Genomic DNA, 13,612 nt, shown 5'->3' on the forward strand with positions numbered 1-13,612 from the left:
TTTTTTATTCATCTTAGAATGCTCCGCGAGTGAGAGTTTTTCTGAACAAGGATCTATTCAACTCTTTCGCACCGTCATTTTGGAAGTAAGCCGAACCATTCAAGTATCCATTTAGCACAAGGATATTGTGATGGATCGCTGTTGACTGTACGAAGATGTTATAGACTTTACCTGTGTATTTCATTGGTGTGATTGATACGATCTCATCCAAGACACCACCTAATTGCACCAGGTCCTCGCCCACTTTGAAGTCTTTCGCTGACTGCATGAAGCCATTCGAAGCTACAAGTGGATGGTTTGGAGTTACTTTAATTGAGCGGCCCGATTTCATACGCATCAACAAGATGTCGTGTTCCGTATCAAGAAGCTCTGTCACCCACTGATCCACTTTCGTTTTTTGGATAGCTTTACTTCCCATGCTTTGAGCACTTTGCAATGAAGCTACGAAGGCATAATTCTTCGTCAAGGCTTCAATGAATGGAACGTACTTCATATCCGTGTTACCTGCTTCTTGGGCAAGAATCAGCTGTTCAGGTGTGGCACATGAAGACACACACACTGTCGCTACGTACACCGTAGATGGCATAGTACATGCCGCATTTTTCGAAGTTGGTGCAATCCATGGTTTTTCTGGGTTGTAAGCACGATCCATGAATGTTGGATACAAGTGCTGACCGCTAGAATTCAGAGCCACAGATGTCTTACCTGATTTCACTTTCACGTCATCGAACTGAGCCAGGAATTCTTTAATGATTGGCAATTGATCCTGACATTTCACCATCCACTCATAACGACCTTGCGCTTGAGAATTGCTTAAGCTGTCTTGCGAACAACGTCTTGCGACGTAGTCACGGCAGTAACTTTCAGCCACCCAAGGACCATATTGAGTCTCTGTACCTTCCAACTGAACTTTGTGGTCGATACAAGCGTAAGTGCTGACTTTCGTCACATCACGCTTATTCACGATCACACCGATCTGATTTGCTGGACATGTTTGTGAGCTGTTAGCTTCTTCAACCGAAGTTGAAGATTCCTGTCTGCGTACAGCTTCTGGGTTGCCGTCACAAACTCTTTCTTCCACTGGCATAGCTTGACCGGCACAACGTTCGTTACCTACTTGTGTTCCTTTGTCATCAACACACACGAAGATACGTGACTGTTTACCACCACAGTCCGCAGTACAAGCTGTGAAGTTTTCTGTCGGAACGTATTTATATGTAGGACATGCACCTGGAGTTTTAATAGAACCCTGGTGAGTATTTGAACTTACGATTTGACCGTCTTTACAAGTTTGATCTGACACTTCTGTGAAGATATCAAAGAAACCTGTTTCACCGAAAGCACAAGTCAATGGAACTTTCACCTCACCAGTCACAACATCTGTTTTTACCGTGCCATGGGAACCGAAGTCACCACAACCATTGTGACAAGAGTTTTGGTTGAAAGTATCTGATCCGGAAAGAACTCCGTTATTACAAACTCTTTCTTGAGACACGCTCGCGCAAGAACCTGCAGGAGTGCTAGTCGAGTACAATACTTTAGATCCACCATGAGGAAGAACACTTCCATCTGGCAATCTGCAAGATTGGCCTTCACAAGAACCTTCATTAGTGACTTCTTTTGAGCGAGAGATTTCTACCCAGCTCAATTTTTCACCACTCAACTGACACTGTTCTTTGATCACGTCACGGTAAGAAATTTCTTTCGTCCCGTTTAATCCGCAGGCCACCGTCTCTGAATAGATGTCACCTTGAGATTCGCGGATTTGATCTTTCACCTGACATGAACCAGGAACTTCTGGTTCTGGTGTGGGTTCTGGTTCAGGATCTACAGTTCCTTTAGTCACTGTGATGGAATGCTTCAAGTTGAAAAGAACTTGGTTTGTGTCGCCTTTTAATAAAACGGCGCTCACTTCAAAAGTACCTTCAGCCGCATAAGTATGCTGAACGTTTTGACCTGAAGCACTTCCACCATCACCGAAGGCCCAACGGATTGCACCGACTTGATCCGCCAAACATTGCGGCATATATAAAGACAAGCTGACTGGGGAACCGACTTTGGCTTCAGAAGGACCTGAAATCGCCGCCGCTGCCGTACAAACCACCTGATCTTCTTCTTCAGAAATCACGATGGTTTGCGAAAGCATTTTTTCACCACCCGGATTGCCGACAACCAACACTTTCACCGTGTAAGTACCAGGTTGAGCGTAAGTATGTTGGATGGCGTCCATAGAACTCACAGAAGGAGTTCCGTCACCAAATGTCCAATAGGCATCTAGTAAAGTCATATTCTCAGGAATACCAACATCAAATGTCACCGGTTGACCGGCTACACCTACGGTAGGAGCGATCATCACAGGTTCACTGGCGACAACCACTGTTTTAAAAGAGACTTCTTGAGACGTCGTACCGCTCACGTCTTGAACTGACGCCGTCATCACGTAAGTACCGGCCTTTTTATAGACCGATGTTACGCTGGTCGCCGTTCTTGATGAACCCCCTGCAGCTTTCCACACAACTTCTTGTGCACTATCGCAGGACAACTGCTCGTTGAGCTTGTATTGGATCGCTTCGTTGGTCTGGCCTACCGACTCACCTTCGATTTTAAGGTTGGCCGTGCTGACCTTTTGCGAACCCGGTTTGCAGGTCAGCGTGGAACTAGATAGATCCATCACTTCGCTGCTCTCTTGAGCCTTCTGACACCCCACCGACAGTAACAACAATCCTGTTGCAACTAAACGCATCCCTCTGTTCATGGAAAACTCCTGGGTTGGTAATTCTTATGTTTAATTCTCAACCCAATCTTCGTACGGTCTCAACTTTTTTAAGGGTGTTGGATCATCATGACTTAGTGGACTCTCTAAAGATTTGACGCTTTAAAAAGGATTTTTAGAAGTTCATTTTTTTGTCGAAAGTTTGTTCAGGCTTCCTATGTCGTCAAGAGACGTTTCGGGAAAAGCAGGGTGACCGTCGTCCCAGAATCCGCGCCTACAGCGGAATGCACGGATTGCACTTCGATGACTCCATCAAAAAGTCGCATATAATCGCTGACCAGGGTCGTGCCTAGCCCTGTACCGGTTTCGTTAGCTGTACCTCGGCGAGAAAAGAGCTTTTTTCCTTTAAAGATATTCTCAAGCTCCTCGGGAGGAATACCGGTCCCTTCGTCTTTCACTACAATGCCGATATGTTCATCGCGTTCGACGTAGGAAAGAGTGATTGACTTTCCGGATGCGGAAAATTTGATCGCATTAGATAAAAGATTTAGAAGAACCTGATTTACCAGCGCCGAATGATCTGCTTTGACGTATTTTCCTGAAGGAACGCGCGAATGAACCCGGATGTTTTTGTTTTCTAATTGCCAGGCGCAGTGCTGAACAGCCTCTGCACACGCCAGACTTAACTCGACCAGTTGTAACGGAGCCTTGGATTTCAAGGAGTAGACGACTTCTTCATTACGAACCGAATGCAGGATCTTATCCAGACGCTGAATAGTAAGATTGATCTTTTGCGCGTGTTCACGAACCTTAGGGTGCTCGGCCAGTTCTTCGAGCATTTCTGAATGGTACATCAAACCGGATACGGTGTTTGCTACGTCGTGAGAAAGGACACGAACCAAACGATGGTAACGGTCTTTGTCCCCCGCAGCCTGCTGTGCTTGGCGCTTTTCACGGTCCAATGTTTTGAGTTTGTACGCCAGTCCCAATGACAGGACCAACATTTCTCCAAGATTCGCAAAAAGCAACGAATATTGAGTGACGGAATTTGCTTTCACAAACCCATGCAAAGAGCCAATCCAGAAAAATGTTCCAATGAATACCACAAGCCAGCTAGCAAGAAAGTACAGCGCCAATTTGTTTTTAAACTTCACTAATGAATAGACGCCACAGAAAATAAAAAAGAGAATAGCTCCAGCGATGGAAAGATCAATCCAGTATCCAAAAATGAAGAGTTCACGATGGGTGGGAGCAAAAAAACTCGCAAGCATCGTCACTATCCCCAACCCGCAGAAGACGGCTGTTCCGTAGTAACCCACGGAAAAATTTTTAGTGATATTCAAAAACCGTCGAACGAAGACTGAAGCAGTAAAAAGGGTCACTGACGAAAAGAACATTAAATAGTTTGAGAAAACGAAGTCGGGAGTGGGTATTAAATACGTATCAAAAACACCATGAAGAACCATGGCGGTTACACCAAAGCTTAACGCGAAAAAAGCGTAACTAATATGATCTTTTTGCGAGGTCGCCAGACCCACAAAGAAGTTATAAACAACCAAAGACAGAATCCCACCTATATAAAAGAAGAAGACGGCTTTGGCGGTTTCTTCCTCTTTAAGAAATGTCGCTTCATCAATCACCTGCACTTTTGTATTTAAGGCGTGATGGGAACTTCTTTTTAGATACAGGACTTCTTCACTATGAGGAGGAAGTTCGAGGGGAAACGCGCCGAGCCTTGAGGGATAAAGACGTCTATTAAGAGGAACACCGGGACCAGAAATTTGCGCAACACCATCTGCTCCATATAATGAAAGACGGCCTGCCAATGGCGAATCTAAAAACAAAATTTTCTTTTCGGTTGTCGGTGACTCGTTTTGCAATTCGATTCGGATCCAAAGATCTTCTGCGCTATAGCCCATGGCAATTTCGGGCTCTTGAAAAGATGTAAATGAGACATCTGCGGGATTTTCTATCTGAGGAGAGCTTACTCCCGCCGATAAATTCATTGAAATGCTTGCAAATGCATTCGCAGAAACTAGGAATGAGAACGCAATGATGTAATACCGAAGTTGAACCAGCGACATGTGGAATTCATTATTGTTCGCGAAGGCAACGAGGTCAACACATCTCCATCCGCGAACGAAGCCGGTGCCATCAATGCCTTTAGATGAAATAGAATTGTCCGCAGTGACGAAAGCTATTTTTTGGAAAGTGCCGAAGGATTGACGGCTGTCATGCTTGGCTTTTTCCAAAGCCCTTCTTGCACTTCTTTTGTCGGCGCATACATTCTGAGTACGGCAACGAAGGGTCCGGAAGGTGCGGGCAACCAATTGGCTTCTTTTGATGTTCCGGGAGAATGCCGTTGAATATAAACCGTCAAGCCACCGTCACTATCGCGCTTAAGCTCGGAAAGCGCACTTGAGCTGATCGCATAGCGGTTCAGCGAATTCTTAGACAGATACAAATTTTCGTCATACATGGTTAAGGACCAAAAAGCCTTTACCGGCGGCAGGTTGTTTTTTGTAAATCGCAAAGTGTAGTTATACTTCGAAGCATCTAACTTTTCACCGTCGTTGATTTCATCCACGCGCCAAGCAACAGTCACCGCTTCTTCTCGAGAGCTTCCATAGAGTCCGATGTAAGCTCCCACTGCGCGGTTGAGGTAATTCTCTTTAAAAAATTTTCGTGAGCCGTAAAGATTTCGGGTATCACCCGTATTGTGCGCGACCTCTTGGATCTCGGCCAAACCTTCGGCGAACCCTTTTCGAAGAGCCGCGCGCTGTTCAGGATTCAGTCTCGCTAGTTCAAAAGAGCTTCCCGGTATAAGCCCCAAACTTTCGAAATCCGCGCGAAGCGCTTTTTCATTTTTCAACACCGGCGCCAAGCTGAGAACAAAATTAAAGGCTGAAAAATAGGCATCTGGATCGTTTTTATCCAGAACAGGTGGAAAAGTCACAGCTGGCTTTACAGGAGGCGATGCCGTCTTCTGAAAAGCACTCAGAGGTAACGCCTGATATTGAGATTGCAGGGACTGAACCTTATCAAGATCCTCAGAATTTAAAATTTGCATGCGAAATAATGCCAGCGCAAATTCGGTCTCGACCTTAATGACACGCTGAAATCCCGCAGTGCTTCCGCTCCAATGCGGCCCGACGATTAAGAAAGGCCCGTCTTCCCTACCGTCTTTTCGAGTGCCGATGTAGTCTTCATTGTAGGTGTAAAGATCCACGATTTGAACAGAGTGATAACGATCCTTCGTGATCTTAGGAAGAGAAATCACGAAAGGCTCTGCACGTAAATCCATCAACAAGTAACCGTAGCCCACATCGAGGTTTTGCGAAGGAACGCGGATGTTTGCATTCGGCAAAGAGACTGTGGTGCGCAAAGTATTCACCGTGGCTTTAAAAGACTTTGAATCGCGGTTATAAAATTGATCGTAAATAACACGGACATTTTCGACCATGGGGTAGGCATAAATAGTCGCTTTTTTGGCAAGCATTTCTAAGTGACGTGTGCGGGCATCTTCGGATTGAGCATACACGGTGCTCGGAAACAAAAACGTCAACACCACCAGCCACATCATACACCCCCACACGATTACCATCCTAACGACAAAAAAAAAGAGGAGTCCAAAGACTCCTCTTTACATTGAAATTATACAGCTACGTGCAATCAAACACTATTTGCCGTTTACCGGTGGGATCACAAACGAGCCCGCTCTGGCATTTAAGAACTCAGGAACAGAGTTTCTAAAGTCCGCCAAACCGCTGGTACGGACCGCCCCATTTGTCGCTTGATAGCTTGGATGCGCGTAGTTCGCAAAACGACCTTCGTCAATTAGGAAGTAACCACGGAAGTTCGAACCGTTTTTAACTTTGTCATCGATCTCATAACGATCGCCCGATTTTCCAGATGCGGCTGACTTCGAGTAATCAAGCGGCGCTACCGTAGGATAACGATCTACTTCGTAGACACCTTGCTCGATCAGATTCACATTCAGAATAGCGCGAATGCCCTGGGCGCGGATCGTGGCGGCATCCGAAGTTAAACCGTTGGATTCACCAGCGCCATTCGTCAACAACATGTATTGCCATTTGTACGACGAAGTTTGATTCGCGTAGCGACGGTAAGGATAACCTTCACGAGTGGCTTCACGCGCATAGACACGGTAAACATCAGTTCCTACCGGCAAAAGATGGCGCATATAGGCCACCGCGCGATTTTCAACACGCGTGCAACCATGCGAGCCCGGATTGGCAAAGAAGTTAATCATTTTGCCGCGAGTGATTTCGATCGGCTTGGAACCGTCTTTACCCCAGCCCATCGTTCCGTGAATCCATTGATAGTTCACGCCGCCGTTTTCACCTTCCGGAGTCAGCTTCGCTGCATACCAACCAAAAGCACCATAATTGGACTTCTTACCTTGGTCGTTTTTAACAATCCATCTTTGTGAACCCATGTACAGACTCATGCTGTCCGTAATTGGTTTTGGAATCGTGCTGATATCTTGACCTTTGGTGTACCAGCGCGGGTAAAAACCAAGACCGTCTTGATAGAACTTCACCCATTCAGAAATCTTTCCATGACCCACCCAGGTTTTGTAGGCATTTGGATCTTCTTCTGAACCTTCCTCAGGACGTCCCACAACCATGTCTGTTTCCATCACCAAAGTATGAGGACAATCCGGAGTCACCGTGCAACGCTCATACACACGAGTTTTTTCCGTCGCTACGTTTTGAATCACGAAATATTTCGACAAAGGCAGAACGAACTCTTTTTCAGATAAATAATCTTTAGAGACATAGAGCTCACCTTGATTAGAAATGCTGGAAGACTTCACGATCTTCACTTGCACCAATGGGGTCGCTGCATTCAACACATCATACACCTCAACGATATCGTTACGATAAAGTTTCCCGACGATATTGCCTGGAGCGGTCGAGTTGCTAGAACGAACGTTCAAGGAATCGGCTGAAATATAATAGCGCTTTCCCACCACCAGTTGGTCTTTGGATACTGCCTGCTGAGTCCCTGCTGATTGCGCGTAGGTTACCGCGCCTGAAGCTGTCACCACTAATGCCGCGAGTGCGGCATTGATCAATGAATTTTTCATGTCATCTCCGTTTAATTGCACATGGAGGCAAAGCAAGAAGCATGGCACGGCTAAAAGCAAATCAGTTGGAGTACAAGGTGTCCTTCCCGTTTTTTACATGAAGTAATTCCAGGGACTGCCCTAAATTGTAATTAACCGTAATTTGTACTTTCCCCCTTCGGGGATTATTCAATGATTTCCGCTCTTAGACCGAAGGAAGCACTGATGTCGATCCTGGAACAACTTCTCGCTCCCATGACACTGTCAGATTTTTCGACAACTCATTTGTCGCGGGAACCCTATGCGGCGCCGGAAAAAGCGTCTTTTCTTCGCAATTGCCTTTCGTGGAACACACTGAATGAAATCCTCTATACCGGCCATAAAAATTGCTGGCTCCCTTTACAGGGAAAGCTTCCTATAGAAGAAGAGCTTTGCACGGGACAACTGACTTTCAGTCAGGCACGCAAAGGGTTTGAATCAGGCCGCACGGTTTTAGTTCGTCATGCCGAGCAAGCCCATCCCCTGTTCGCCGCTGTCGCGCGAGATTTTTATCGATTATTCAACGAACCAGTCGATGTTCAACTTTACTGTACACCTTCAGGACAAGAAGGTTTTGACTGGCATTATGATTATGAAGACGTGTTCGTCATTCAAAGCGATGGAGAAAAAGAATTTCGTCTTCGCAAGAACACGGTGAATCCGGGAGCCTTGATTCAAAAGCCTTCGCAACTTGAGGACTTGCAAAAAGAAACAACTCGCGCGGAGTTGCGCTGTTATTTAAAACCAGGAGACTGGTTATACATTCCGGCAGGCTATTGGCACAAAGCTTTAGCCCTCACGGATTCTTATCATATTTCTGTGGGCGTTCTACGTGGTAAAGAAAAAAAGCCTAGCGTCGGAAGCCTCCACCTCTAAAACCGCCACCGCCAAACCCGCCCCCACCGCGAAGCAAAGGTTGATGATCCCCTGCGGGACGCTCGGGCAAATCGCGACGCTCATTAAAGTTTCCGCTGGCATGCATGTTCTCTAGTTCATTTTTAACGCTTTGATTATCGCGAGCCACATCCGACCACGTACCGGGACCTGAGTAGCGCTGCCAACTGTCTTTGCCCGTACGACGATAGACTTGTCCGTCTTTGCGAGTGTAGACGATATTGTCGTTATTACCCCGAGCGAACTTTGCACCTCCGATGGTGTTGACAGTCATACCTCGCCCCGTGGGCCCAGTGATCACTGAGTGCTTTCCCCATTTTGTATAGACATTCGTGACATCGACATTCACATAAACGCCACCCCAGCAACATGTGCCCCATCCCCAAGGATACATCATCGTGCTCATCGCAAAGCCCATAAAAAATCCATCGGTGTAGCCCCAGCCGTAACCCGCGCCGAATCCGTAAGTCGCCGAGGCTGGATACCACACCGTCGAACTTTGATAAGACGGATAGTTATAGCCAGTGCCATAGACGATAGTTCCATCTGGCGAAACGTAAGTACCATTGTATCCAGGAGTGTAACCTACAGTGACGACATCCTTCGTAACACTATAAATATGCACATAGGTCACATAATAAAGTGGCGAGGAGGCCGGTATGTTATAAATTTCTTTTGGCACCGCCACTGCTACAACCCAAGGCCCTGCCGGTGAGTCTGAAGAAAACCAAACGGCATTCTGCACAACATAGTACATTTTATCTTCAACCTTGATGAGCGGCGAATTGCAATTTTTTGCATACTCTAACGAGGTGCCCGTGATTTTTTCCCACTGAATTCGACCTTGATCGCATTCGATTTTTTGTGGCTTCAGATCTCGTTTCACCGTCGCCGTTTGGGGAATTTGTGTCGCGATCAACGCCTCTGTCGACTGTGAAGTTCCTGGAACGGAGACCAAGATTTCAGCGACGGGACTGTTCGCAGGGATCTTTTTAAAATCTGCTGGAAGTTCTTTAGCGGAAACATAAGCCCAATCCCCAGAAAGATCTTTATTCTTAAACCACCTTCCGGACACCAAGACGTAATACTCGTTACTTTTTGAATCCAAGAAAATGGAATTCGAAGAATTGGACATATAAAGAAGACTTGTGCCAGAGATGGACTGATATTGAGGGTCCCCATCGGATTGCAAAAGTTCAGTGGGCTTTGTGGCGATGAAAATTTTAGGTGTTGCATTGCCATAAATGCTTTTGCCATCGGTGGTCTTTCCCGCAATGGGATCGACTTTTTTTTCCTTAATCAAATCATCTTTGGTCATTTCGTATTTGGAGGAAGGACCTTTGCTGATTCGGTATTCACCATGAAGTTCAGAAGCCTCAAACCATTTTCCCAAAGCCCAAAGATAATAAGGCTTTTTGTCTTCATGCATGATAAGAGCCGAGGAATTGAGTATCCTTTGCACTCCTTTGACTCCTTTGATGTCGGTCCATACGGGCTCTCCATCCACCATAATAAGCAGACTAGGAACCGTTGAAAAAATGAACTGTGGGGGCGTGTTCTTAAGATCCGCCACTTTTTTTACTTGCTCCCCGTTGACCTCCAAATTTTTTAAGAGCGAAGCATAGGAAATTTCCATGCTTTTTCCGGTGAACTGTTTTTCCATTTCTTCTTTCAAAGATTTTTCCTGTTCCGTAAGAGAAGGCAGCGTCACCTGTTGTATTTTTAAATCTCGAATATCCACACGGGCTTGATCTTTCGAAATCATGGCGGATCCGGTAACCACCATACTGCCATAACTTTCGTTTTTTCCGTCTTGGACTCTTAAGGCGGCTCGCGCTTTTAAAACATTATCTTTCAAAGATTCGGCTTGAGGTTGAAACACCGTGACCTTACGTTCATTCGCAATCTTATATTCTTGAGGCCAGCGAGGCTGTTCCGCCGGAGGTGTTGCGGGAAAAGCCTTTAACGAAAATAAAAGCATCGAAACCATGACAAATTTCTTCATATCTCCTCCGAAGATTAAAAAGCCTGACCGACACTAAAGTACCAGGAAATTTCGCCATCACCGCTGGCAACATCGACACGAAAATCGACGGGATTATTGCTGGCGATCTTAAAGCGCAACCCCGTTCCTCCACTGGTCAAGGTGTCATCGAAATTCACTTCATCCAGATCGTGCACCACCTGTCCCATCCCGGCGAAAAGAACAAGCCCCCAGCGGTCAGTGAAGCGATAGCGATATTCCGCTTGCGCCGCCCATAAAACGCGGTCCCGGTATTTACCGGCTTCAAACCCCCGCAAATCACTTTGAGATCCGAACATGGGTAAAGAGTAAAACGGCACATCACCGTAGACAGTTTCTGCAAGCCCCCTCATTGCGAGAACGTGCGCCGGAGCTAAACCAAAATAGCGATTGTAGGAAAGACTGTAGGTCTGATAGTCATGATTTTCTCCGAAGTCTTTGTCATGGAATAAAGCGTTTCCACTTAAGAGTCCGCCCTTGGTGGGATAAAAGGTGTCATTTCTGGAATCATACTCGATCTTAAGACCGGGCACCCACGTGGATGTTGTTAACTTTTCATCGATGAAAGCCGGCATATTGAAATCAGGAAAAGTATTCTCCAATTCAAAAGCCACTAATGTCAGACCGACATAAAGACGATCGAAAATTTTTGGTGTTACTTGCAAACCTGCAAACTTGACATCTTGCTGAAGTAGCACTGAATTTTCTTTGTTTTGCGGAAAGCGACCCACGCCGTAAAAGTTGGTCAACATACGAGCCGTTCCGAGCGCAACCCCCACTCGCCAACGATCTTCACGCAAACGACCTAAGTAACCAATGGCTCCTCCGTAAGATTTCTTCTCGGTTCCAAAGGCGGCCGCACCTATGACACTTGGCGACTCCCCTTCTTTGTGGGAAAAAATATACTGCGCCACCAAGGCCAGTCCCCATTCTTGTGACGGATTGTAAAATGGAATGGGAGCAAGCACCCATTCAGAGTCTTTGTTTTTAATTTGGGGATTGACCGGCAATTGTTCAGTGGGTTTAGCCGCATTCAAGTTTCGACGATCCAACGAATCTAAAGCATCAATATCATCGAAATCTGAATACACCCTCGCTTGTGATTGATTGTAGCTAGAATTCGCGTCGTCCGCATAAGCATCTTCTTGCGCCCAGCAAAAAGCAGGCAGCAAAACTAGGGTCACCACAAAAAGGGCTGCAAATATTCCCCGCATATTATTAGTGGATGCTCGTTCCAGAACTCAGTCAAAGCGACTTTTGTTTTTAGCGATCTTTCTGCCAAAATTCAAAAGACGCAGAAAAAATCACTCCGAATTCACTGGACGTTAGAGCCCCTTCTTCATGGCCATTGAAAGTCTGAAAATAAAGACCCATGGTCGATTGATAATGAGCTTGTTTAAAATTCACGCCGATACTTCCAAGATCACGAAAATAGGATGCACCAGACATGTGCTGAAAACCAAAAAGCACATCCATTTCAGATCCGCGATACGTGTGTGCTCCCAAAGAAAGACTCCAGAATTTATCTTGGGGTGATTCAAAGGCATAACTCAGATCCGCTAAGATTTTCCAACGCTCCATGTTCCACCCCTGCCCCATCGTCACTCCTAAAAGAGGATCTCGGTCCGGAGAGTAGCGGCGCAGATCGTTGGTGACAGAACTTGTGATTGTGTTCCCTTCGGAATCGAGATTCAGGGCTCGCCAACTGATAGATAGACCTGTCGTGTATTTATCTGAAACTTGCCACATCAGTCCGGGCTGTACGTAAAAGAACATTTGCTGTTGAAAATCTTTTTCAGAGGCGACAGGCGTTTTTTGAAAAGTCATAACGTCTTTTTCTTGGAAATCGACTCCCACCGTAAACCCCCAGGCCGTTTTGTTTGAAATAGGGCCAGCGTAAGAAAGACCCACCAAAGATCTTTCATAAGTGATTTCTGAATCGGAGCTAGAAGTTTGTGTGTACTGGGTGTAATTCGAAAACTCGGAATAAAAAAGACTGAGACGAAGATTTTCATCATAGGGAGACGAATAGCCTGTAAACAGCGGGCGAGAATTCAATTGCCCTTCGCTTTTTAATCCTTCCCGTTGACCTAATTCAGAGTAACCAATGGCGGTTCCGGCGACAGACAAAAAAGATTTTTTATCTGCAGCAAACGCTAAACCCGCTGGATTGAATAAAACATTCCCTGCGGAACCCTCAAGGGCCGCGCCCGCATTTCCTAGAAAAGCCTCAAAGTGACCGGCGGGGCTCGAGATCAACGATCCTTGCGCCGGTTGAAAATAAATATTACTGAATATGGCGATTGTTATTGTTACGAAGCGCATCCGACATTTCTGGGGGCATCAGGTTCGTGATCATATCCAAGGTTGTTCCCATGAATCCTTTCTCACTGACTTCCATCTTCATATCCAAAAATTCGTCTGTCATCGCTTCAGCTTCTTCATCAGTAAAAAGACCTTGTGCGGTGGTGAACATGTGGCCTTCTTCTTCTTGAATGTGATGTTCTAAGGACTGGCGGAGTTTCCTTGCGGTGGCCTTCCACGGTAAGTTTGCTTTGTCTTGCACTTGCAGGACACGCAACAGACCTTCGGCTTCCATGTGTTCGCGATACGCGTGCATGGCTTCATCTTTAGACGCCTCTAGCATACGTAGAGAGTTGTAAAGCACCGCCTCTTCTGCGCGCGCATGTGGAATCAGAGCTTCGACGATCTGCTCAATTAAGTCGGACCGTTCTTTCGAGGCTTCTCGAGTCTCATCAAGCTCAAGCAAGCGGGCTAAGAGTTCTTTTACATCGTCATGATCTTTACGGAGAGCTTCATAAATAAGCATAGTATCCTCGCTTTAAAAATT

9 protein-coding genes are annotated in these 13,612 nt (G+C 46.0%); 1 reads left to right on the forward strand and 8 read right to left on the reverse strand.

The window, feature by feature from the left end; all coding sequences use genetic code 11:
- Positions 1-13 precede the first annotated feature (13 nt).
- The 4 genes from AZI87_RS01880 to AZI87_RS01895 all read right to left on the reverse strand — a co-directional run bounded on the left by AZI87_RS01880 (position 14) and on the right by AZI87_RS01895 (position 7,826).
- Positions 14-2,755 carry a PKD domain-containing protein gene (locus tag AZI87_RS01880; protein ID WP_063204744.1) on the reverse strand — a complete coding sequence of 914 codons (2,742 nt, stop codon included), beginning with the start codon at positions 2,753-2,755 and terminating at the stop codon, positions 14-16.
- Between the two features lie 173 nt (positions 2,756-2,928).
- A complete protein-coding gene (locus AZI87_RS01885) occupies positions 2,929-4,965 on the reverse strand; it encodes a sensor histidine kinase (protein ID WP_253696346.1) in 2,037 nt (678 codons plus the stop codon).
- The gene (locus AZI87_RS01890; RefSeq protein WP_172795499.1) at positions 4,911-6,296 is read right to left on the reverse strand and encodes a DUF1254 domain-containing protein; all 1,386 of its coding nucleotides are present in this window, start codon (positions 6,294-6,296) and stop codon (positions 4,911-4,913) included. Before AZI87_RS01890 ends, AZI87_RS01885 begins: the two co-directional genes overlap by 55 nt.
- 96 nt (positions 6,297-6,392) lie before the next feature.
- Positions 6,393-7,826: a L,D-transpeptidase family protein gene (locus AZI87_RS01895; protein ID WP_063204746.1), complete on the reverse strand. Its 1,434-nt coding sequence runs from the start codon at positions 7,824-7,826 to the stop codon at positions 6,393-6,395.
- Positions 7,827-8,030: 204 nt separating this feature from the next.
- Here AZI87_RS01895 and AZI87_RS01900 point away from each other — a divergent pair, with 204 nt between their 5' ends.
- Complete coding sequence (locus tag AZI87_RS01900) at positions 8,031-8,720, forward strand: JmjC domain-containing protein (RefSeq protein WP_063204747.1); 690 nt, start codon at positions 8,031-8,033, stop codon at positions 8,718-8,720.
- On the opposite strand, the gene AZI87_RS01905 is transcribed toward AZI87_RS01900, so the two are convergent.
- The 4 genes from AZI87_RS01905 to AZI87_RS01920 are packed head-to-tail and all read right to left on the reverse strand — an operon-like array spanning position 8,695 to position 13,591.
- Entirely contained in the window at positions 8,695-10,743 is a 2,049-nt protein-coding gene (locus tag AZI87_RS01905) for a YXWGXW repeat-containing protein (RefSeq protein ID WP_063204748.1), read from the reverse strand. The two genes, AZI87_RS01900 and AZI87_RS01905, sit on opposite strands and share 26 nt — an antisense overlap.
- Before the next feature lie 14 nt (positions 10,744-10,757).
- A complete protein-coding gene (locus AZI87_RS01910; RefSeq protein ID WP_081112107.1) occupies positions 10,758-11,975 on the reverse strand; it encodes a BamA/TamA family outer membrane protein in 1,218 nt (405 codons plus the stop codon).
- A 49-nt stretch (positions 11,976-12,024) separates the two neighbouring features.
- Positions 12,025-13,086 carry a hypothetical protein gene (locus AZI87_RS01915; RefSeq protein ID WP_063204749.1) on the reverse strand — a complete coding sequence of 354 codons (1,062 nt, stop codon included), beginning with the start codon at positions 13,084-13,086 and terminating at the stop codon, positions 12,025-12,027.
- Complete coding sequence (locus tag AZI87_RS01920; protein WP_063204750.1) at positions 13,049-13,591, reverse strand: hemerythrin domain-containing protein; 543 nt, start codon at positions 13,589-13,591, stop codon at positions 13,049-13,051. Before AZI87_RS01920 ends, AZI87_RS01915 begins: the two co-directional genes overlap by 38 nt.
- Positions 13,592-13,612 lie beyond the last annotated feature (21 nt).

This window comes from Bdellovibrio bacteriovorus, assembly GCF_001592745.1.
Lineage (GTDB): Bacteria > Bdellovibrionota > Bdellovibrionia > Bdellovibrionales > Bdellovibrionaceae > Bdellovibrio > Bdellovibrio bacteriovorus_B.

Bases quoted from the DNA above. Each gene is read 5' to 3' on its own strand.
- AZI87_RS01880 (WP_063204744.1), bottom strand. From the start codon at position 2,755: ATGAACAGAGGGATGCGTTTAGTTGCAACAGGATTGTTGTTACTGTCG.
- AZI87_RS01890 (WP_172795499.1), bottom strand. From the start codon at position 6,296: ATGATGTGGCTGGTGGTGTTGACGTTTTTGTTTCCGAGCACCGTGTAT.
- AZI87_RS01895 (WP_063204746.1), bottom strand. From the start codon at position 7,826: ATGAAAAATTCATTGATCAATGCCGCACTCGCGGCATTAGTGGTGACA.
- AZI87_RS01900 (WP_063204747.1), top strand. From the start codon at position 8,031: ATGTCGATCCTGGAACAACTTCTCGCTCCCATGACACTGTCAGATTTT.
- AZI87_RS01905 (WP_063204748.1), bottom strand. From the start codon at position 10,743: ATGAAGAAATTTGTCATGGTTTCGATGCTTTTATTTTCGTTAAAGGCT.
- AZI87_RS01910 (WP_081112107.1), bottom strand. From the start codon at position 11,975: ATGCGGGGAATATTTGCAGCCCTTTTTGTGGTGACCCTAGTTTTGCTG.
- AZI87_RS01915 (WP_063204749.1), bottom strand. From the start codon at position 13,086: ATGCGCTTCGTAACAATAACAATCGCCATATTCAGTAATATTTATTTT.
- AZI87_RS01920 (WP_063204750.1), bottom strand. From the start codon at position 13,591: ATGCTTATTTATGAAGCTCTCCGTAAAGATCATGACGATGTAAAAGAA.